The organism is Pseudomonas sp. ARP3 (assembly GCF_001029595.1).
Taxonomy (GTDB): Bacteria; Pseudomonadota; Gammaproteobacteria; order Pseudomonadales; family Pseudomonadaceae; genus Aquipseudomonas; species Aquipseudomonas rhodesiae.
This window is the reverse complement of sequence record NZ_LEKF01000035.1, coordinates 1-22431: the sequence shown is the minus strand read 5'-3', so window position 1 is coordinate 22431 and position 22431 is coordinate 1. Positions and strand designations below refer to the sequence as shown.

The following is a 22431-nucleotide window of genomic DNA, read 5'->3' as shown; positions in this document are numbered from 1 at the left end:
CGTAGAAAAAACAGGGTAGCTCACGGCTCACGTTCCAAGCCAGGCTGGGTGGGCAACGGCAGGAACAGACTGATGCAGGTGCCGCGCCCATCGATGCCCTCGGCGACGCGAATATGCCCGCCGTGGGCGCCGACCATCCCTTGGCAGATCGCCAGCCCCAGGCCGGTGCCCTGCCCTCCACGGTCGCCACGCGCAGCGGTGTAGAACATATCGAAAATCTTCGCGCGCTCCTCCTCGGGAATGCCCGGCCCCTCATCAGCCACGGCAAAAAACAGCTGATTTTCCGCCACCCCGGCACTCAGTTGCAGGCGCCCGTGGGGCGGCGAAAAGCGCGCGGCGTTTTCCAGCACATTGACCAGCGCCTGTTCGATCAATGCCGCATGCACATACAGCAGGGGCAATTCGGGCGGCACATCGGTGCTCACTTGCAACGGCGCCAGCACCGCGCGCAAACGGCCAAGGGCGCTGCCGACGATATCCCCGGGAGAGACCCAATCGCGCGCCAGCTTAAGCGCGCCGTGGCCCAGGCGCGTCATGTCCAACAAATTCTGGATATAGCGGTCGAGACGCTCGGCCTCATCGCGGGTGCCTTCGAGCAGTTCGCGCCGATCCTCCAAGGGAATCGCCTCGCCGAGGGCCAACAGGCTGTCGATGCTGCCGCGCATGGACGTCAAGGGCGTGCGCAGATCGTGAGACACCGAGGCGAGCAAAGCGCTGCGCAGTTGCTCGGTTTCACCGTGCAAACGCGCGGACTCCAACTCTTGCGCCAGCTGTGCGCGGGCCAACGCTTGGGCCAGGGGCTGACTCAACGCCGTGAGCAGGCGACGGCGCTGGCCGCTCAATTCCAGGCCGGGTTTGGCGCTGACGCCGAGTAAGCCCAGCGGCCCTTCTTCCCCCGACAACGGCCACCACCACCAGCGTCCGAACGGTAAGGTGCCGGTGCCCATGCCCGCCGGCTGGTCGTGTTGCCAGGCCCAATCGGCGGCGGCGCGCTCGGCTTCGGTGAACGTCAGCGGGCCGCCGGTCTCGACCTTCCAGCCGCCCTGGCCGTCGCGGTTGACCAGGCACAGGTCCAGATCGCTCCAGCCCTCCAAGTGATGGGCAGCCGCGCTGATCACCGCCTGGCGGTCGGTGGCGGCGGTGAGTTTGCGTGACAGGTCCAGCAGCTCGCTGGTCTCTTCCTGGGTATCGCGCAAGGCTTGCAGCTGGCGACGCTGACGCGCGGCGAGGTTGCCGGTAAGCGCCGCCATCAGCAAGAAGAACAACAGCGTCAGTACGTCTTCTTCGCGCTGGATGGCAAACGAGAAGTTGGGCGGAATAAACAGAAAGTCATAGGTCAGGAATGACAGCGCGGCGCACACCAAAGAAGGCCCCAGGCTGCTGCGCACCGCCACCAGCAACACCGCCGCGAGGAACACCAGCGAGATATTCGGTAACGGCAGCGCGCTCGACACCGCCCACGCCACGCCGGTTGCCACCAAGGTAGCGACCACTGCCAGGGCGTAATCGAACCACTCCAGGCCGCGCACTTCCGGCAGACGCGGCGGGGCCGGCACATCGTCGCTGTCGAGCACGTTGATTTCCAGGCCCCGGGCATTGCGCAGCAGGCGTGCCGCCAGGCCGCCACCGAACACGCGGCGGTGCCAGCGCATGCGCGACTGCCCCACCAGCAGCAGGCTGGCGCGGCGTTCGGCGGCGTGTTGGATCAGGGTCTTGGCCACCTCGCCGGCACGCAACAACACCACCTCCCCGCCAAGGCGCTCGGCCAGTTGCTGGGCGTTTTGCAGGCGCAGGCGTGATTGCTCGTCCCGTGCGCGACCGTTATCGATATGCACCAGGCTCCAGGGCAGATGCCGACGCTGCGCGACGCGGCTGGCGTGGCGCACCAGACGTTCGGCCTGCGCATCGCCATCCACGCCCACCAGCAAGCGCCCGCGCACAGCCGGGGCGTCTTGACCGAGTTGGCGGTAACCCTGGGCCAGATCAGCGTCGACATGGGCCGCGGCGGCCTGCATCGCCAGCTCGCGCAGGGCCGTCAGGTTGGTTTGGGTGAAGAACGCATCGATGGCTGCGCGCGCCTGTTCCGGCACGTAGACCTTGCCATCGCGCAGGCGCTCCAGCAGTTCGCGGGACGGCAGGTCGATCAGCAACAGCTCGTCGGCCTCCTGCAGCACCCAATCCGGCAGGGTTTCGCGGACCTGCACGCCGGTGATACCACGCACTTGATCGTTGAGGCTTTCCAAGTGCTGGACGTTGACCGTGGTGAACACGTCGATACCGGCGGCCAGCAATTCCTGGATGTCCTGCCAGCGCTTTTCGTGACGGCTGCCGGGGGCGTTGCTGTGGGCCAGCTCGTCCACCAGCACCAGCTTAGGCTTGGCGGTGAGCAGGCCGTCGAGGTCCATCTCTTCCAGCATCACGCCGCGATACTCGCTGCGCACCAGCGGTTGCTGCGGCAAGCCGCTGAGCAAGGCTTCGGTCTCGGCGCGACCGTGGGTTTCGACTACGCCGGCGATCAATTTGACGCCTTGGCGCAGCTGGGTATGGGCGGCCTGGAGCATGGCGTAGGTCTTGCCCACCCCCGGCGCGGCGCCCAGAAAGACTTTGAGCCGGCCACGGCCGTGCCGGGGCAGATCGGCTAACAGGGCATCGGCGCGGCCGGAGTCGCTCATGCTCGGGGTTCCTTCAGGTGTTGATTGGTTGCGCTTCAGGCCGCCTTCGCGGGCAAGCCCGCTCCCACATGCGTACTCCTGTGGGAGCGGGCTTGCCCGCGAAGGCAGTTCACTGCTTACAATTTTTCCAAGGCCATGTTCAATGCCAACACATTCACCACTGGCGGGCCCACCAGCGGGCTTTCGACATGCTCATCGAGCAAGCGCTGCAAGGTCGACAACGGCACATTTCGCGCCGCCGCCACGCGCGCCAGTTGATAGGCAATCGCCTGCGGTGGCAAGTGTGGATCAAGACCGCTGCCAGAGGTAGTCAGCGAGGCCAGAGGCACCGGCCCCTGACTCGGTACGAATTGCTTGGTCGCGTCATCGAAGATGCGCGTCGCCAGCGCCGGGTTGCTTGGGCCAAGGTTGCTGGCACTGCTTGAGACCGTCGCAAAAGCGCCGGCCGATGGACGCGGGTGGAACCAGCTGTCACCGGTAAAGTCCTGGGCGATCAGGCTGGAGCCACGTACTTTGCCGCTGGCATCGCGCACCAGGCTGCCGTTGGCCTGGTCGGGAAATGCGACCTGGGCAACACCGGTGACCACCAACGGGTAGGCGATGCCGGTGATCAGCGTCATCAGAACCAACAGGCTGATGGCTGGGCGAATGATAGGGGTCATGTTCATATCCTCAATCAGTTGAGAAACCCGCTGGCGAGGGCGCCGGGGCACTGCCCGAGCAAATTCCCTCGCCACGGTTTGGAATTACACCAAGTGCAAGGCGGTGAGCAGCATGTCGATGGCCTTGATGCCCACGAATGGCACCAGAATCCCGCCCAGCCCATAGATCAGCAGATTGCGGCGCAGCAACGCCGCCGCGCTCGCCGCCTGCACCCGCACACCGCGCAGGGCCAATGGGATCAACACCACAATGATCAACGCGTTGAACACAATGGCCGACAGGATTGCGCTCTGCGGGCTCTGCAAGTGCATCACGTTGAGCACGCCCAATTGCGGGTAGATCGAGGCGAACAGCGCCGGCAGGATCGCGAAATACTTGGCCACGTCGTTGGCGATGGAAAACGTGGTCAGCGCACCGCGGGTCACCAGCAGTTCCTTGCCGATCTGCACCACGTCCAGCAACTTGGTGGGGTCGCTGTCGAGGTCGACCATGTTGGCGGCCTCGCGGGCGGCCTGGGTGCCGTCGTTCATGGCCATGCCGACGTCTGCCTGAGCCAGCGCCGGGGCGTCGTTGGCGCCGTCGCCGCACATCGCGACCAGGCGGCCGTCATTCTGTTCGTGGCGAATGCGCGCGAGCTTTTTCTCCGGGGTGGCTTCGGCGAGCACGTCGTCCACGCCCGCTTCGGCGGCAATCGCGGCGGCGGTCAGCGGGTTGTCGCCGGTCACCATCACGGTGCGAATCCCCAGTTTGCGCAGCTCGGCGAACCGTTCGCGAATTCCAGGCTTGACCACGTCCTTGAGGTGAATAGCACCGAGTAACTTGCCATCGGCGCACACCAGTAAAGGCGTGCCGCCGCTTTGGGCGATTTTGTCGACTTCCCGCGACAGCGCCGCCGGCAGGCCGTCCCGTGGCAGGCCGATAAACGCCAGCAACGAATCCACTGCGCCTTTGCGGAACACACGGCCCTGGTAGTCGACACCGGACAAGCGGGTTTCGGCGCTGAACGGAACACCGGTCAACTCATCCACCGTAGGCTCGGCCTGAGGATGCAAGGCGCGCAGGTATTCGACGATGGATTTGCCTTCAGCGGTGTCATCGGCCAGGGATGCCAGCAGCGCGCCTTCGGCCAATTCCCGCCCGCTCACGCCTGGCGCGGCAAACACCGCCGCGCAACGGCGGTTACCAAAGGTGATGGTGCCGGTCTTGTCGAGCATCAGCACATGCACGTCCCCCGCCGCTTCCACGGCACGACCGGACTTGGCGATCACATTCAGGCGCACCAGGCGGTCCATGCCGGCGATGCCGATAGCCGACAACAAGCCGCCGATGGTGGTAGGAATCAGCGTCACCAGCAGTGCGACGAGGAACACCAACGGTAAGCTGCCATTGGCGAAATGGGCGAATGGCTGCAGGGTCACCACCACCAGCAGGAAGATCAGGGTCAGACCGATCAGCAGGATATCCAGCGCGACTTCATTGGGGGTTTTCTGGCGTTTGGCGCCTTCCACCAACGCGATCATGCGGTCCAGCGTGGATTCGCCGGGGTTGGCGGTAATGCGGATCAGCAGCCAGTCGGAGACCAGCCGCGTGTTGCCGGTGACGGCCGAACGGTCGCCGCCGGACTCCCGGATCACGGGCGCGGATTCCCCGGTGATCGCCGCCTCGTTGACCGCGGCGATGCCTTCGATCACCTCGCCGTCACCGGGGATCATCTCCCCAGCGGCGACGCGCACCACATCACCTTTACGCAGGCTGGTGGCCGGCACCACCTTGAAGCTGCCATCGGCTTCCTGACGGCGTGCGCTGAGCCCTTCGCTACCGGCCTTGAGGCTGTCGGCGCGGGCCTTGCCACGCCCCTCGGCCAAGGCTTCGGCGAAGTTGGCGAACAGCACGGTGAACCATAGCCACACTGCGATCTGCACAGCGACGAAGGTGGGCACCGCGGTGTCCGGCACAAAGCACAACACGGTGGTGAGGATAGCGGTGAGTTCCACCACCAGCATCACTGGCGAGCGTTGCAACTGACGTGGGTCGAGCTTGACGAACGCTTGGATCAGCGCCGGGCGCCACAGAGCGGAAATCGCGGTTTTAGCCGGCTCCTGGGGTTTGACCGGAGCGGCGTTTTTTACAGGCATATTCATTTTCATATCCCTCAGAAGCCCATGCTCAGGTGTTCAGCAATTGGGCCCAGTGCCAGCGTCGGTAGGAAGGTCAGGCCGCCCACTAGCAAGATGGTCACGGTCAACAGCGTCACAAACAGTGGGCCGTGGGTCGGGAAGCTGTTCTGGCCAATGGGTGCGGCCTTTTTCATCGCCAGGCTGCCGGCCAGGGCCAGTATCGGGAGGATGTAACCGAAGCGGCCGATCAACATGCCCAGGCCCAACATCAGGTTGTGGAACGGCGTGTTGGCACTCAGGCCGCCGAACGCTGAGCCGTTGTTGGCGCTGGCTGAGGTGTAGGCATAGAGCAACTGGCTGAAGCCGTGGGGTCCAGGGTTGCTGATGGCGGAAGCCGGGCCCGGCAGGCTGGCGGCGATAGCACCGAGTACCAGCACGCCAACCGGCATCACCAGCAGGGTCACCACCAGCAGTTGCACTTCCTTGGCCTGGAGTTTCTTGCCAAGGTATTCCGGGGTGCGGCCAATCATCAGGCCGGCGAGGAATACCGCGATCAACACGTTGAGCAACATGCCGTACATGCCGGCGCCGACGCCGCCGAAGATCACTTCGCCGACCATCATATTGACCAGCGCCACCATCCCGCTGAGGGGGCTGAGGCTGTCCTGCATGCCGTTGACCGAACCGTTGGACGCGGCGGTGGTGGTCACCGACCACAGCACGGTGCCGGTGGTGCCGAAGCGCGCTTCCTTACCTTCCAGCGGTGCGGTTTGCTCCACGGCCGGGTTGTTCAGGGTTGGGTTGGGCTGGTACTCGGACCACAGCGAGGTCGCGCCGCCGATCAGGAACAACGCCAGCATGCAGCCGAGGATCGCGCGGCTCTGACGCAGATCTTTAACGTAGTGACCAAAGGTAAATACCAACGCCACCGGAATCAGGATGATCGACGCCACCTCGAACAGGTTGGACCAGGCTGTAGGGTCTTCGAACGGATGCGCCGAGTTGACGCCGAAGAAACCGCCACCATTGGTGCCCAGTTGCTTGATCGCAATCTGGCTGGCGGCCGGGCCGAGGGGAATCACCTGATCCACGCCCTGCAGCGTCACGGCATCAACGTAGTGGGCGAAGGTCTGCGGTACACCCTGCCACACCAGGAACAGCGCCAGTACCAGGCACAATGGCAGCAGGCCATAGAGGGTGGCGCGGGTCATATCGACCCAGAAGTTACCTAAGGTGCGTGCGGATTTACGACCGATCCCACGGCAAAGTGCGACCAGGACGGCAAGGCCGGTGGCTGCACTGACGAAGTTCTGCACAGTCAGGCCGGCCATCTGGCTGAGGTAGCTCAGGGACGCCTCGCCGCTGTAGGACTGCCAGTTGGTGTTGGTCATGAAACTGACCGCTGTGTTGAAGGCCAGCGTCCATTCCTGGCCTGGCAACTTCTGCGGATTCAGTGGCAGAGAACCTTGAAACACCAGGATCGAGAACAACAACACAAAGCCCGCAAGGTTGAACGCCAACAGGGCCAGCATGTATTTCTGCCAGCTCTGTTCCTGCTGCGCGTCCACGCCCGCCAAGCGATAGCAGACTTTTTCGACGGGCCCCAGTACCGGGCTCAGCCATGTGCGCTGGCCTTCCATCACCTTGTAATAGAACCGCCCCAGAAACGGCGCGGGCACCAGCACCACGGCGAAGAAGGCGATGATCAGCCAATAGTCATAACTGTGCATAGCCTGCTCCTAGTTCCGATCCGCGCGTAACAGCGCAACCAGCAGATAAATGAACAGCGCCACGGCCAATAGCAGTGACACCCCGTCCAGAACACTCATGGAAGTCTCTCCGTTTAGCGGCGAGCGCCGCGTGTGGGGCAATTGTCCGCAGGAGTGGTGTAAAGGAACGAGAGCGAGGGTGTGGGCGGGGCGTAAAGACGGCGTAAAGAGTGGGTTTATGCGAGTGCGGGTGCCGGGGTGGACGCTAGCGGGGGCAAGCTCCTCCAACATTTGGCCGGGGTGCATCCTAGGTCAACCTGTGGGAGGGGGCTTGCCCCCGATAGCGCCGGCCCGGCCACCGCCGCACCTAACTGGTGCAACACCACAAAACTTCAAACGCCAAACCATCCCCCACACGACAGTTGCGCCGCTTTACGACACGGTTGCGCAGCATGGCATGGCCGCTGCAACACCTTGAATCATTCCAACCCGTTCAAGGAGCGCCACACGATGAACACACAACTAAAACCCAGCTTGGGCACCCTGCATCTCTGGGGCATCGCCGTCGGGCTGGTGATCTCCGGGGAGTACTTCGGCTGGAGCTACGGCTGGGGTGTGGCCGGAACCCTGGGGTTCTTGGTGACCTCATTAATGGTGGCGGCCATGTACACCTGCTTTATCTTCAGTTTCACCGAGCTGACTACCGCGATTCCCCACGCCGGCGGGCCGTTTGCCTACAGTCGCCGCGCCTTTGGTGAGAAAGGCGGCCTGATCGCCGGGTTGGCCACGCTGATCGAATTCGTCTTCGCGCCACCGGCCATTGCCCTGGCCATCGGTGCCTACCTGAACGTGCAGTTTCCGGCGCTGGACCCCAAACACGCCGCCGTCGGCGCCTACATCGTATTTATGGGCTTGAACATCCTCGGCGTGAAGCTCGCCGCTACCTTCGAGCTGGTGGTGTGCGTGCTTGCCGTTGCTGAGTTGCTGGTGTTCATGGGTGTGGTGGCGCCCGCCTTCAGCTTCAGCAACTTCGCCCTAAACGGCTGGGCCGGCTCAGACACCTTCGGCGCCCCGGCGATTGCCGGCATGTTCGCGGCAATCCCCTTCGCCATCTGGTTCTTCCTCGCCATCGAGGGCGCGGCCATGGCCGCCGAAGAGGCGAAAGATCCCAAGCGCACCATTCCAAAAGCCTACATCAGCGGCATCCTGACCCTGGTGATCCTGGCCATGGGCGTGATGTTCTTCGCGGGCGGCGTGGGCGACTGGCGCACCCTGTCGAACATCAACGACCCATTGCCACAAGCCATGAAAACTGTGGTGGGCGACAGCTCCGGTTGGTTGCACATGCTGGTGTGGATCGGTCTCTTCGGTCTTGTGGCGAGTTTCCACGGCATCATCCTGGGCTACTCGCGCCAGTTCTTCGCCCTCGCCCGCGCCGGCTACCTGCCCTCTTCCCTCGCCAAGTTGTCGCGCTTTCAGACACCGCACCACGCCATCATCGCCGGTGGCGTGGTCGGTATCGCGGCCATCTACAGCGACGGCCTGATCAACCTGGGCGGCATGACCCTGACCGCCGCAATGATCACCATGGCCGTATTCGGCGCAATCGTGATGTACATCATGAGCATGCTTAGCCTGTTCAAATTGCGTAAGACCGAACCCCTGCTGGAACGCACCTTCCGCGCGCCAGGTTATCCGATCGTGCCTGGCATTGCGCTGGTGTTGGCGGTTGTATGCCTGGTGGCCATGGCCTGGTTCAACGCACTGATCGGGCTGATCTTCCTGGGCTTTATGGTGGTGGGGTTCATCTACTTCCAGATGACCGCCCAAGACCGCGCCGATGCACCCGCGGATGCAATGTTGACCGGGCTCTAAAGTTTTGAGGCAGAACAGGCCTACACTGAACTACTCAGAAAGCCTGTAACTCAAAGCAGTTATTCCCGTGGGAAAACCCTCCCACGGCAATCTGCCTCAAGGAGAGCGTTATGCCGTGGTATGCATGGTTGATTTTAGTGGTCGCGATCGGGTCGATCGTCGGTGGCCTGATGATGCTGCGAGACAGCGCCAACAAGGTTGAACTGACCGACGAACAACGCAAGCGCGTGGCCGAACGAAATGCGCAGGCGGATGCTAAGGATGCGCAGGATCGTTGAATCTTGAGTTACTCCCAATCCGCCTTGGCAATCTGCAAACCGTGCTGCCCTTTATAGGCAGCACGCTCCGGCTGGCTCCAGCCACTCAGCAATTCATCCCCCAATTTATAGATCTCCACGCCCAGCGGTCGGCACACCGTCAGCGGGTCTTGCGCCTCCGGCCCCCACATCGGCAGCGACAAATCCCCACCCGGGCAGGTCGACAGCGCACACAGCAGATCGATCTCGGCAAAGAACTCCAGGTAATCACCCTTCTGCGCGGGGCAGGCTTTCATGAAGTACATGTCGTCATGATTGAGGCCCGTGCATTGGAAAATATTCAACACGTCATGCACATCGAACTCCGTCAGGCCGTGGGGTAACACCGCCCGGGTCAGGTTCGAATGGCAGTGATGATGGAAGTCTTCGCCGGTGAGCATACGGTTCACATAGGGGTCGCAACGCGTACCGAGCAGATCGTGCAACCGCCCGCCGTGCTCGTCGATGCCGTAGTTGGCCAGGCTGTCGTCGGTGATGGTGACCAAGGGGCGTAAAAATGGCAGGTTGGACCATAGCCGGTCATGAGTGCTGACATGGGCGCCCTGTAATTGCCGGGTACGCGCCGCCCACAAACGCTCCCGCGGGTCATTGGCGTTCCATACGTTGAAATCGCCGACCTGCGGGCCGACCGGCGTTGTCACACGAAACACATGCCCGGCCGGCACCTTCCACGCCCTCCCCGTACGAATCGGCACTTCGAACTGTTCGATCAACTGGCGTTGATCCTTGCGATCCCGGATGCGTTCATAAAATGCCGTATCCACCTGCAACGCTGAACCTTTACTGACCTGATAGGCGGCGGGGTAGTCTTTGTACATGGGCAATCCTCCATCAAGGGTGATCAAAGAGGGCGAGGGAAAGGTGTTCGGAATCATCCAGGTAGAGGCTCATTGCCTCGCTGGCCGACGGCTTGTTGTTATTGGCTAATAACGCGTAGATCTCACGGTCCCGTTCCAGCCAGGGCAACTGGAAACGCTGCTCATCAGGCGCGGCGCAAAATACCAGGCGTAATTGGGCGATTACCTGGGCGAAAAACTCATTGAACAATGGGCTGTGCAGCAACCCGACGATCTGCTGGTGAAACATCAAACTGTGAGTGGCAACCGCCCGCCAATCTTCGCGCTCTCGGGCAAGAGTGGTGGCGTCGATAGCGTTTTGCATGTGCTCGGATTGCTCACGAGTGAGCGCAGCACTTTGGGCGATAGCTTGCAACTCCAAAGTACGACGGACCACAAACAAATCACGCACCTCCTCTCGTGCCAGCCGCCGGACCATAACGCCCTTATTGCGCACATAGCGTGTCAGCCCTTCCTGGCCCAAGCGATGCAGGGCTTCGCGGATTGTATTGCGCGAGGCGTTATAAGACTTGACCAACTCGGCCTCGACCAAGCCCATTCCAGGCAAGAGTCGGCCACCAATAATATCGGCCCGTAGTTCCAGCGCGATTTGGTCGGCTAGAGACAAGTTTGCTGGCATAAGTACCTCGGGATTGTTGAACAATCTTTTGTGTAGAGGTACACAATATTTGTGCCAGTATCGGCTGTCGATGAGGTCCATTGCCGATGGCGAAAATGTGGATTATGTACATCGGGAGGGTTAGTTTTCCGATGAACAATGGAAGAAGGCCGGTTAATGACCGGCCTTCGGGTGCTTATTTGATTTCCAGCCTATCGCGATTCTTTTCCAGCAACGCCTTGCCGATGCCCTTCACTTCCAGCAGCTCATCCACCGCAGTGAACGGACCATTGGTTTCACGGTAAGCGACAATAGCCTTGGCTTTGGCAGCACCGACCCCGAAAAGATCGCGGCGCAGGGTTTCGGCATCGGCGGCATTAAGGTTCACCTTGGCGGACTGCTCGACCTGGGTAATCAGCGCGGTGATCGGGCCTGGGGCTGCGGGTTTGACTGACTGGGCTGCTGTAGTGGCTAGGGAGAGAGTGGTGAGGAAAGCGAAAACAAGGGAGGAGATATAGGTGTTTTGCATTGGTGAAGCTCCATGACATCGTTTAGAAAAAAGCAGCTTTTCCGAAGCTGCTTTTCTAACTTAGTCGATGGCTGGAGGGTGTCAAAAGTGAGTACGTAACTGGGTGTGAGCTCAGGGATCAAGTCGGCGTTGCTGATGAATCCAGTCTACAATTTCACCATCCGGGGTGTAACCGCTGACAGTATCTCGCAGCAGTAAGCGGACACTAACGTAATCGTCCTGATCTAAGGCCGATAGCAACTCGGCCAACCTGACTTTCAATATCTCCCATGGGAGATGATCCTCATTTGCACTCATGATCATAGGGTGTCGAGTGGCGACCACGTTGTCACCGATGAGTAACTCTTCATAAAGTTTTTCGCCGGGACGTAAGCCGGTAAATTCAATCGCAATATCACCGTGGATGTTTTTGTCCGAGCGTATGCTCAGACCGGACAGATGAATCATCTTTTCTGCCAGTTCGACGATTTTTACCGGTTCCCCCATGTCCAGTACAAATACATCCCCACCCTGCCCCATAGAGCCCGCCTGGATAACCAACTGTGCGGCCTCAGGGATCGTCATGAAGTATCGAGTAATTTTCGGGTGGGTAACCGTGAGAGGGCCACCAGATTTGATTTGCCTATGAAATAGCGGAATAACCGAGCCCGACGACCCTAAAACATTACCAAAGCGGACCATTGTAAATCGGGTTTTATTCACACGTGAAATATTGGACCTATCCCCAAACAACACCGGAGCCAACTCACGGCTTAGAGCCTGCAGGGTTAGCTCGGCCAACCGTTTGGTACTACCCATGACATTAGTTGGACGTACAGCCTTGTCCGTGGAAATCAAAACGAAGTTGGCAACCCCTGCCTGCAGTGCAGCTTGTGCAGTATTAAGTGTACCAATAACATTATTCAAAACACCTTCGGCGATATTGTGCTCGACCATCGGAACATGTTTATAAGCTGCGGCATGGTAGACAGTATCTACACGCCAAGTTCTCATCACATCAAGGAGTTTCGACTGATTGCGCACAGACCCTAAAATCGGAAGTAATTTCACAGATAAGGATTCACGACTAATGCGCTGCTCAAGTTCAGAAAGAATACTGTAAAGATTGAATTCACTATGTTCGAACAGCAACAGAGTCATCGGACGGAGCGTCAAAATTTGTCGGCACAACTCAGAGCCAATGGAACCACCAGCCCCCGTAACTAGAACGCTCTGCCCCTTGATACAATGTTCCAATAATTCCTCTTGAGCAGGTACGGCATCACGACCCAACAAATCAGCGATATCAACTTCTTGGATATCGTCTACTTTGACCCGACCACTCGCCAAATCCATAAAGCCAGGAACACTGCGTACATGAAGCGGAAAACTTTCAAGGAACCCAAGAATCTCACGTCGACGCGCACGATTAGATGAAGGAATAGCGAGCAGAATCTCCTCCGCCCCTGTGACGTCAATCATCCGTTGAATATGTTTTGGTTTATAGACTTGAAGCCCAGAAATAACGCGATCACTGATGCTGCTATCATCGTCGATAAACGCTACAGGCCTCATGACCCGTCCCATTCTGAGAGCGGCTACTAATTGGTTTCCCGCGGCGCCCGCACCATAAATGGCTACTCGAGGTAAACCGTCTTCTCGGCTCGTAAAGGGAACGTGTTGAGTTGCGGAAAACCAGTCACCCAAGAAATACTGGCGCATTCCCAATCTCAAGCCACCCACCATAATAAGACTGAGCCACCAGTAATTGAAAATAATAGAACGGGGAATAACATGTTGATGATTGCTATACCAGTATACGACAACCCCTAAAATCAGCGCTGACAGGCTGACTGCCTTAATAATGGCGATGAGCGCATCATTACCGAAATAACGCATAACTGCGCGGTACATACCGAAACGTATGAACAAAGGTATTGCAACCACAGGCGCAGCTAGAAATAACCAGAGATGATCGAAGAAGGGATTGATCATTTCGTCAACGCCGAGTCGAACGACGAATGCCAGCCAGAGCGCACACCAGACCACCAATACATCAGTAGAGACCTGGATCAATCTTTTTTTCCGGCGCGGCAGTCCAACCAGACATGTCCGAACCCTTTCCATAAATCCTTCGTCCACCTCACACCGCTCCTGTTTTGACGCATCATTTTTCATCGTACGGCTCCGTACCGCTTTCTAGCTTGGCAAATTCTCACCGCATTAAGTGCAGGTGCTAGGGAAGCCTTATCACTGTCATGACCCGTTGAATGACGGCCATTGAGTCGTACGACAGCGTCAGTTCATCAATTAACATGCCTTGGCCATGACTTCAGCCAGCACTTCACATGTCTTACTAATTTCAGCCTCAGTAAGTGTTGGATGCACCAAAAACATTAGGCTGGATTCGCCAAGTTCTCTAGCAACGGGCAGTCTTACTTGCGGCCGCCAGCCGGTTTGGTCAAACGCTTTTTCCAAATAGACTTCAGAACATGAGCCTGAATAGCAAGGCACACCAAGTGCGTTGATTTCATTCAGAATGCGGTCGCGCGACCAACCTTCATTTAGCGCGGATGATTCGACGAATATGTAGCACTTGTACGCCGCGTGTTTGATTTCCATAGGCACGTCAGGAACGCGCAAACCAGAAAAAGCTCGCGCAGCATCCCAAATACGCTCAGCATTTCCCTGTCGCGCAGCGCTCCAACTAGCCATCCGTTCCAACTGGATACGCCCGATTGCCCCCTGTACCTCCATCATTCTCCAGTTAGTACCGAAGCTTTCATGAAGCCATCGGAAGCCAGAAGGGTGCTCGCGCTCATAGACCGCCGGCCAGGATTTACCGTGATCCTTGTAAGACCACATGCGCGACCACAACTCTGGGTCACTGGTAGTGACCATCCCTCCTTCCCCGCCAGTCGTCATGATTTTGTCCTGGCAGAACGACCAGGCGCCAATATGACCGATGGAGCCTACTGAACGTTTTTTGTATTGAGCGCCATGCGCCTGAGCGCAGTCTTCGATGACCTTGAGATCGTGCTTCTCGGCTAAGGCCATGATTGGATCCATATCGCAAGGCCAACCGGCAAGATGCACACAGATAATCGCTCTTGATCGAGGTGTGAGCACGGAGCGAATCGTATCAGCAGTGATGTTTTGAGTATCCCGGTCCACCTCGGCGAAAACCGGAATCGCACCAGCGTTAACAATACTCGATACAGACGCAAGAAAAGTCCGAGGTGTAACAATCACCTCGTCACCCTCCCCAATACCCAACGCCAACAGGGCTACATCTAACGCTAGCGTGCCATTAGCTAGGGCAACCGCATGTGTAGACCCAACCCAGGATGCGAAGCTCTTTTCGAACAATCGGCATTCCTGTCCTGTCCAATAGTTGACTTTGTTAGACAAAATCACATCACGGACCGCATCAGCCTCTTGAAAGGTAAAACTTGGCCAAGGTGAAAAAGGTGTATTAAGCATAAAGTCCCTATTGAATAACTCTTTCAGTTAGCATACCAGCCGTTATGACCCCCATGGAAAATTACCCAATACAGGCTATACGATCAGCTAGTGCGCTAATGTTCAAAAAATAAGTCGCTTTGCATCAAGTTTGTAAAGCCCTACGTTCAAAAATAATACGAAAAGCGCAAATCTAGTCTGCCTACTTTGCTCCTTTAGCTTCTCTGGGAAAGCTCACTTCACGCAGAAATACTGTGCGTCGCGAGCGCATCCGTCCTTTACTAGTGAGCATGCCTTCCCAGCCCCCCAATGAATTGACACAAACGCCCCCTCTCGACGGCATCAGAGAATGACCTAAGCAGAATACCCTCTATTGGCCTGAACCAAGGTAGGGGGGGAGCGCCCTGATTTGTAACGCAAGCAGAATATTTTCCTCAATGACTTCGGGGCAGTCCACCTTCGGGCTCTAAATTCCGGCATTTTTCAAGGTTGTTATCGCATCAACCGTCTAACAATGCCGAGTGGCTCCCGGTTACGCGTTCGATCCGACCACCGTTCCGGCCTTTTTGCTCTTTGGCTCGTTCGTACAACTCATGTCGCCGGGCGAAGACCTGATGGTCCAGCCCTTGATGTCGTTCAGCCCGTGTGAAGAACCGGATTCGGCCGTGCCGGTATTTGTTATCGTACCAGCGCATGCCCCCCCCACCCCAAACGCGTGCGGCGCCCTGACCGGCAAACCATCAGTGCCTTTGCGGTTAGCATCTGATTTTTTACACTGCGACCGAGACAGGAATCGCATGTCGATGCATGCACCAGCGCCTGCTGGCTCCATACCAAAGACTACCGAAACCACTGTACTAGCCAATCTACTTTTTTGGTGATGCCGGTGACTCACAGGGGCACCTGGCCAATCGATCATAAGTCAACTGACATGCCCGACGGTAGCTTGTAGAATACGCCGCCATGCTCCTGGTTGCGCCATCAGGCGGGATGCCTTTGGAAGGAGATGCCCCACCGCCTTGCTCCTTTGCGTAAGGTAAAGCTGAGTTTGATAAAAAATGAATGACTGATTAAGAGGCTATACCGTGTTAAGAAGTACGCGCTTTTGCTTGAAGTTCTTTACCGTGGCATATGCTGTCGCCATTCCCCAAGGAGTCTTTGCAGAAACCGCTACGAATAACTCGTCTGAACGAATAGAGAAGCGCTGGACATCCTCGCCAGTTGACCATTGGCAAACGTATTCCCAAAGCGGATCTAATGGAATTCACAAATTTATTGAAAGCGAACACAGCTATAAAATTAAAAAAATTAGCCCACCCTCGAAAAAATTTCGAACTGGTTATGCCTTCGTTCATAATGGATCGCTATATTTTGAGGATCGAGCAAATCATATAAGCTACAAAAAAAACTGGCTCGGCGGTTATACGTCTGTAAATTTTACCGCTGACAGTGACTATAGTGCTCTCGGATACAACTTTCAGATTGACTCTTATTCTGGTTCCATTTCAGCATGCCCGCTACCAAATGACCGCGAGTGTAAAATATTCAGCTTCCAGCCAGGCACTTTTCCTTATGTTTATGCCAAGAATGAAGGCGCCGTGCTGTCTATAACAAATTACGGGGATGCATTACTTTTCAAAGACGGCGAGTGGTGCCGGATGTCGATGCATAACGATGTTTATTCGTGTGCTAATCCCGAGCTAACTCAATTAACCAAGCCTAGGGCGATACAATTCTACAGCTCAATAACCTACCAAGGAAAAGTCTTACTAGGAGAATGGCCGACGGGCCGTCTGTATGAGTTTGATGGTACCGAGCTGAAACCGTCTAGCATGACACCTCCGAAAATTGCAGAATTGGCTAATCAGCGTTTGGGCTATGAAGCACAGACGATGGCAGAGTATTGCGGTGATTTGTTCGTCGGGTATTGGCCAAAGGGTGAAGTTTGGCGATACGATCACACAGCAAGAGTGTGGAAATTTTTCAATAGGTTCTTCAGCAACGTAAAAGGTGAGACTTTCATACCTTACTCAGATAGGGAGGTCGACGGCCTGGACTCATCGTTCTTCGGCCAACGGGTCACCGCTATGGTTCCGTTTGAAGGCGCTCTGTATGTAACCACTTCAAATCTGAGGACTTGGACTTCGTCTGATTCAGCACCAGAAACAATAGCTCCATCCAAAGTGGCCGAATACGGGGCCATCTATAAAGTCACCAAACCTGGATGCACAACAAATTATAGTTATGCAAAAAACTATAATTGACATCAGACAGTCGCCTTCCCTCACCATCATGTGGTAACGCTGGACTGGATAAACTGCATCGGCGAAGTCTCCGCACAGCGCTTAAAGCTAACGCGGGCGCCAGATGACCCCGCGCAGTAACTGCCGTGCAACGTTAGAACTTAATCAATATAGAAAGCTATGCATTTTCGGATACTAGCGAACGCATCTCTAACCTGAAGATTTTCACAAAAGAACCACCTACGGAAGCTGCATGATGAATATCTCTGCAGAAAACTCTCTTATAGTTTTGATCGACGGACTTCTAAGCACTGTCAGCATGAGCTTCTCATAAAAGCTGAATACTTTCATCGAGTAAAAGTAAGCGCTCCATAAACCTCACACTCAAAGCGCTTAGCTGTTGCCAGATGCTGCGCTCCCGATCTCTTTCTGGAGCCCGGCCAACATGATGGGCCCCATGCCAAAGTCGAAAAAGTGCATCTGTACCACAAGCCGTTAGACTTCCGGAAATCCACCAACGGCCTAGGGGCTCTGGTCGAACTAGACATCAAGGTCTCAGTATTTGGCCCAGTGCTTTCCGTCCTCCTTAACAAGCCTCGAAACCGAGTGAAGATTATATATTGGGAACGTAACGGATTTTACCTTTGGATAAAGTGGCTGGAGTTTAAGCGCTTTAAAACATCGCCGAATTGGCCAGATGAAGCCAGCGTGCTGACGGTTCAAAAACGGAACTGGTTATTGGACGATATGTATTTGTGGCGTAACCGGCCACATCCAATGTTGACGCCTCGATTCGGCGCCTGATTCGGTGTAATTCATGGAATGGTTCTCATGCCCAAAGACCTTTCTGGCGCCCCTCTCTTGCTTAAGCAACTGCTTGAGCAAATGCTGAGTAAACGCGATTCAGATAAGGGCAAGATCGTTCATCTCGAAGAAGAAAAGTGCTGTTGTGTCAGCGTCTTTTCGGGCGCTAGTCAGAACAGACATTCAATCCCGCGACCCAGCAAATGGCTTTATTAAACGAAGCTGAAAGCGTGGCCGAGTCTGTCGCCACGGTGGAAGAAGAGGTCATAGCTCCGACCAAGCGATGATCAAACACAAGCCTCTGCCCGTCGATCTTCCGCTTATTGAAGTCATTCACGAACTGCCCTAGCACGAGCTGATATGTGCCTACGGTTGCCATAAACACAGAATTGGTGAGGAATCAGCGAGCACCTCAAGATCGTGCCGAAGCAAATCCGCGTGATCAAAATGTGAGCAAGGTCTACGCCTGCTATGGCTATAAAACCGCGCTGACCACCGCCGACAAACCGGCGCAGCTGATCGAAAAAAGCATGACTATCCCACCGTGTTGCCGATGTTGCTAACGACCAATATGTCGATGGTCTGCTACTGCCTCGTTTCGAAAAAGTGCTCGGTCGACGCGGCGTCGATTTGGTCGAGATGGCTAAAGCCAACGGCCGAGAGCTCTATGTATGCCGGCACCATGTACTTGAGCTCCTACCACAAGCCTCTCTTCGAAGCCTCGCTGCCGTGGGTTTGCACGCCAGAGATACCACGGAAATCATTAAATCCGCATCTCAAAAAGTGGGATTTATGGATCGCTACGTTGTTTATTTCTTTTCGCTACCACGAAAACGAGACATGGTCGCCTCGCCTTCAGCACTGATACCGTCACGAACAAACACTTTCTTCACCGTCATAATGATGATCTTTGCATCTAGCCAGATACTGTGGTTATCAACGTACCACACGTCTAGTTCGAACTTGGCCTCCCAACTCAAAGAGTTGCGACCATTCACTTGTGCCCAACCGGTAATCCCCGGACGAACATCATGACGGCGAGCCTGTTCAGTTGTATATAAAGGAAGATATTCAGTTAACAGCGGCCGAGGCCCTACGAGGCTCATATCGCCCTTGATGACGTTCCACAAGCCAGGCAGTTCGTCCAGGCTACTGGAGCGAAGGAATTGGCCAAATTGTGTCATCCGTTCTGAGTCAGGTAACGGGTTGCCCTGTGAATCAAAAGAGTCCCGCATCGTGCGAAACTTAATAAACTCAAATGGCTTCCCATGTAAGCCTGGCCGGACTTGGCGAAAAATAACCGGTGTTCCAAGTTTCTTGCGAACTGCCCATGCTGTCCACACCATGACCGGCCATAAGACGGATAGTGCAAGAATGGAGAGCAGGACATCAAAGAACCGCTTCATGAATGGTGTCCCTCGAATATCACATCCATGTAGTCCTTGGCTAACTTAGGATAACTTCGTCTATCCAACAGCCATTGCCGCCCGCGCATACCCATCTCTTCACGCTCAATGGGGGTCCGGGATTTCATCTCTAGAATACAAGTTACCAAACTTTCTACATCACTGGCCGGAACATAAACACCACAGTCCGCCTCATTGATCATAGAAGGGTAGCCACTGTATGAAGCAACAACCGGCTTACCCGCAAGCATGTAATCGATTACTTTATTCAAAGATTGTCCATAATTCCAGACCTTTGAAGGGTAGACCGAAAAATACAGTATGTCGGCGTTAACCAAAACAGCCTGTACTCTATCCCTGGAAACTTTTGGAGCAAAAACCAGGTTCGATAAATGCCCATACGTTTTTTGAAACTGTTTTTTAAGAGCTCCGTCCCCGACCATCACGAACTCTATGTCGCCATGATCTTTGAGCGCTTCAGCAGCCTCAAAAAAAGGCTCAAGCGCATTGGTGATCCCAATAGTACCCGCATGGACAATTCTGAATTTTGGCACCGAGAAAAACGTACTCTGGTAGTCATCAGTCAATGTCTTGGTTTGACTAAGATGATCCTCACTCACTCCCATCGGAATACAAAATACCGGACGCTCGTGCCCGATCTCGTTCTTCACATGCTCAGCGAGATTGGGCATAGTACCGATAATAGCGTCTGACTTTTTATAAGCCATTTTTTCAAGAAAGGACAAGCCTCTGACAAAAATATTATCTTTACTGAATCCTCCCTCTTCAATGATGGTGAGCGGCCAAATATCGCGGACCTCAAACACCAATCGACACTTGTATTTCCGCCGAAGCAACAACCCATTAAGTATCGTGAAAAGCGACAAGCTGGAGACAACGATAACATCAGGACGTGGAAGTCCTTTTTTATCCAGAAGCAGAATATTCCATTCGAAGTGAAGCCAACTCAAAATCCTGCGAGATGATTTGGCAACGGAATACTTCAAGGTTTTAAGCCAAACAATTTTCACGCCAGATACTTCCTGCGTGGTCACCCGTCGGGACAACTCGGGAACGTCGACCAAATTGTTCGAGTCAGACGTAATGACTACAGCCTCACAACCGGCCTTCTGCATTTCTTCAACCAGAAACCAGCCGCGCCCTCCCGGACTGCTGGCGGTTTTAGGAGAAAAATACTTTGTGATGTACCAGAATGTCTTATTCATCAAAATCAGACCGATTTAAAATTTGTACAGTTTTGGTATAGAGTTAATAGTTTTTATAACATCACTAAAGTCCATACCTAAAGCATCAAGGTACCAGCGTATATTTTGATATCTTGGTTGATTTTCATCCCGTACAAGTTCAAGTGCTCGCTCACGCGTCATGACGCCTTCACGAATCTGGTTACTGCGGAACGTATCATGTTCAGAGAAACCTGCAACTGTGTAGTAAATATAATTATAAAACGCCGCCGTGCCATCACCGATGCGCCAGGTAGTGCTGGTATCGACAGCCGTCTCCCAATCGTATTCACCAATCAACGTGTCATCGATGGTTTTCTCATCCCAGCTCCAGTAATCAAAGATATGATAGTAATCTTTTTTCTCGGTGAAACTTCTGTAATATTCACCGGACAACGTATCCCAGAGGGACGAATTAAAATAGCCAGGGCTCTTCAACATAGCCTTGAAGCGCAGGCTCTGGTACTCAATTTGCTTTTGCCAACCATGCATGTAAACACGCTTTTCCTCAAAGTCAGGCGGTATACCGAGAAAGCCTGCTTTGAAGTGTGTAACTTCCAATGGATTCACACCCCACAAGTTCAAACCAACACCTGTTTGACGCTTAACGGTCTCCACATGGCGGAAAAAGTGTTTGTCACCTGCGGTCAGAATACTAATCATCCCGAGGTGCGGAGACTTCAGCCAAGCCTTCAAGTTGACTGCAATATTATTTCTCTTCTTGTCAAGATCATCAGCAATGATAATATTTTCGACACCCAGCTCAGCACACATCCTACTGATATTGCGGCGCCCCAAATCCGTGACCATTCCCCAATCATAGGTATACGTCACTGGATTCATGCCCAGCTCTTTAACTATCAAGTGCAAACCGTAACAACTATCGCGTCCTCCGGAAAAAGGCACAATACAATCCAGTGCACCATTACGGCGATAAGGCGCTACCAGATCAAAGATTTCCTGCTTCGGCTTAGGCACATTCCGAAGCTTGTAAGTGTTGCAATAATTACATACGCCAATCGCGTCAAATGTAATATAAGGCATGGTCTCCGGAAGAATGCATTTGGTACAGCGCCGCAATTCTGGAGTGTTGAACTCTAGCAACTTCTCCTCGATCTGATTAAATTTAAACGGCGGAATCAGGTTGTGAACACGACGGTTATCATCAGACACCGTCAGTTTCGATGAGGTAGGGATATCAATTTCTATCGCATCCTCACGTACCTGCTTGATAGAGGTACAACCGATTTCAGCTAGCGGGAAGCGCTCGGACGAAAAACAGACATTTCCATTTGATTCGCCTACGTACAGACTGCCGTTGTTGGAAAAAATCAATGCCTTTCCACGCTCAGGCAAAAGGATTGCGCACGCAACCACGCCCTTACAAAGAGAAAGGACCGCAGCGGCAAGGCCGCTCAGATCGACATTATTAGCCAGGTATTGCTCGGTAATAGCGGCGATAACCTCACTGTCTATTTCCAACTTGCGCTCTGGCGTGATCTGATCCCAGATTTCAGCATCATTCACAATGATACCGTTATGGAATACGCAGATATTTTCACGCACGACTGGCTGATTATCGGAAAGCCCATTAGTTATCAAGCGGCTATGGCCTACCACCAAGGTGGCATTTCTTACCGGATTTCGCTTCAAGAGTGAGACAACATCGTAGTCGGCTCTTGTAGCTTTATAGGTGGACGAGTCCCACATCAAAAAACCACTTGAATCTCTACCACGTTGCATCGCATGCCGAGCCAAAAAAGCCAAATCCTTTTCGACCACGGCGGATGAAGAAACAATACCAAATATCCCGCACATAGTTTAAACCCGGCGGCCGCAAAAACTGAGTGCAACACCTGACCTTTCCGGTACGGTGCTGCCACTATGTCCTATCACGAACTCAGTATCCCCGAACGTGCGACCCTTCAACTCGGCCTTGCCCAAGGTTTCAGCCAG

The 22431-nt window shown here is 55.2% G+C and carries 17 protein-coding genes and 2 pseudogenes; 5 read left to right on the top strand and 14 right to left on the bottom strand.

Annotated elements, in window-relative coordinates:
• Positions 1-20: 20 nt before the first annotated feature.
• The 5 genes from ABX75_RS26810 to kdpF form a co-directional block, all read right to left on the bottom strand.
• A complete protein-coding gene (locus ABX75_RS26810; protein ID WP_047883001.1) occupies positions 21-2672 on the bottom strand; it encodes a sensor histidine kinase KdpD in 2652 nt (883 codons plus the stop codon).
• Positions 2673-2788: 116 nt separating this feature from the next.
• Positions 2789-3334, bottom strand: a complete 546-nt coding sequence (kdpC, locus tag ABX75_RS26805) for a potassium-transporting ATPase subunit KdpC (protein WP_047883000.1) — start codon at positions 3332-3334, stop codon at positions 2789-2791.
• Positions 3335-3418: 84 nt separating this feature from the next.
• Entirely contained in the window at positions 3419-5482 is a 2064-nt protein-coding gene (kdpB, locus tag ABX75_RS26800; protein ID WP_034112537.1) for a potassium-transporting ATPase subunit KdpB, read from the bottom strand.
• A 5-nt stretch (positions 5483-5487) separates the two neighbouring features.
• Entirely contained in the window at positions 5488-7182 is a 1695-nt protein-coding gene (gene kdpA / locus ABX75_RS26795; protein ID WP_034137464.1) for a potassium-transporting ATPase subunit KdpA, read from the bottom strand.
• 9 nt (positions 7183-7191) lie between these two features.
• Positions 7192-7281: a K(+)-transporting ATPase subunit F gene (kdpF, locus tag ABX75_RS26790; protein WP_003218754.1), complete on the bottom strand. Its 90-nt coding sequence runs from the start codon at positions 7279-7281 to the stop codon at positions 7192-7194.
• 390 nt (positions 7282-7671) lie between these two features.
• On the opposite strand from kdpF, the gene eat reads away from it, so the two are divergent.
• Entirely contained in the window at positions 7672-9036 is a 1365-nt protein-coding gene (gene eat / locus ABX75_RS26785) for an ethanolamine permease (protein ID WP_047882999.1), read from the top strand.
• Between the two features lie 110 nt (positions 9037-9146).
• The gene (locus ABX75_RS28865; RefSeq protein ID WP_012722955.1) at positions 9147-9314 is read left to right on the top strand and encodes a DUF2897 family protein; all 168 of its coding nucleotides are present in this window, start codon (positions 9147-9149) and stop codon (positions 9312-9314) included.
• 8 nt (positions 9315-9322) lie between these two features.
• Here the strand turns inward: ABX75_RS28865 and ABX75_RS26780 are convergent, their stop codons facing one another.
• From ABX75_RS26780 to ABX75_RS29280, 6 genes and pseudogenes are all read right to left on the bottom strand, one after another.
• The gene (locus ABX75_RS26780) at positions 9323-10171 is read right to left on the bottom strand and encodes a DUF1989 domain-containing protein (protein ID WP_047882998.1); all 849 of its coding nucleotides are present in this window, start codon (positions 10169-10171) and stop codon (positions 9323-9325) included.
• A 13-nt stretch (positions 10172-10184) separates the two neighbouring features.
• Positions 10185-10829: a GntR family transcriptional regulator gene (locus ABX75_RS26775; protein ID WP_047882997.1), complete on the bottom strand. Its 645-nt coding sequence runs from the start codon at positions 10827-10829 to the stop codon at positions 10185-10187.
• A gap of 175 nt (positions 10830-11004) precedes the next feature.
• A complete protein-coding gene (locus ABX75_RS26770; protein ID WP_034137461.1) occupies positions 11005-11337 on the bottom strand; it encodes a ComEA family DNA-binding protein in 333 nt (110 codons plus the stop codon).
• A gap of 111 nt (positions 11338-11448) precedes the next feature.
• Positions 11449-13443, bottom strand: coding sequence for a nucleoside-diphosphate sugar epimerase/dehydratase (locus ABX75_RS26765; protein WP_034137492.1), 1995 nt, complete (start codon positions 13441-13443; stop codon positions 11449-11451).
• A gap of 183 nt (positions 13444-13626) precedes the next feature.
• Complete coding sequence (locus tag ABX75_RS26760; protein WP_047882996.1) at positions 13627-14799, bottom strand: DegT/DnrJ/EryC1/StrS aminotransferase family protein; 1173 nt, start codon at positions 14797-14799, stop codon at positions 13627-13629.
• Between the two features lie 471 nt (positions 14800-15270).
• Positions 15271-15515: pseudogene (locus ABX75_RS29280) on the bottom strand (IS3 family transposase); the annotation flags it as partial.
• A gap of 372 nt (positions 15516-15887) precedes the next feature.
• Here ABX75_RS29280 and ABX75_RS29275 point away from each other — a divergent pair.
• The 3 genes and pseudogenes from ABX75_RS29275 to ABX75_RS29825 form a co-directional block, all read left to right on the top strand.
• On the top strand, positions 15888-17042 hold the full coding sequence (locus ABX75_RS29275; RefSeq protein ID WP_144419331.1) for a hypothetical protein: 1155 nt from the start codon (positions 15888-15890) through the stop codon (positions 17040-17042).
• 453 nt (positions 17043-17495) lie between these two features.
• Positions 17496-17825 (top strand): IS66 family insertion sequence element accessory protein TnpB, encoded by a 330-nt coding sequence (gene tnpB / locus ABX75_RS28860; RefSeq protein ID WP_231980864.1) that lies wholly within the window; start codon positions 17496-17498, stop codon positions 17823-17825.
• Between the two features lie 18 nt (positions 17826-17843).
• A pseudogene (locus ABX75_RS29825) lies at positions 17844-18456 on the top strand (IS66 family transposase zinc-finger binding domain-containing protein); the annotation flags it as partial.
• 178 nt (positions 18457-18634) lie between these two features.
• Here the strand turns inward: ABX75_RS29825 and ABX75_RS26750 are convergent.
• From ABX75_RS26750 to ABX75_RS26740, 3 genes are read right to left on the bottom strand one after another with little or no spacing between them, the layout of a single operon-like run.
• Positions 18635-19231, bottom strand: coding sequence for a sugar transferase (locus ABX75_RS26750; protein ID WP_034137459.1), 597 nt, complete (start codon positions 19229-19231; stop codon positions 18635-18637).
• Positions 19228-20457, bottom strand: a complete 1230-nt coding sequence (locus ABX75_RS26745) for a glycosyltransferase family 4 protein (RefSeq protein WP_047882994.1) — start codon at positions 20455-20457, stop codon at positions 19228-19230. The genes ABX75_RS26750 and ABX75_RS26745 overlap by 4 nt, the downstream gene beginning before the upstream one ends.
• A 15-nt stretch (positions 20458-20472) precedes the next feature.
• Positions 20473-22293 carry a glucosamine 6-phosphate synthetase gene (locus tag ABX75_RS26740; protein WP_047882993.1) on the bottom strand — a complete coding sequence of 607 codons (1821 nt, stop codon included), beginning with the start codon at positions 22291-22293 and terminating at the stop codon, positions 20473-20475.
• Between the last annotated feature and the right edge of the window lie 138 nt (positions 22294-22431).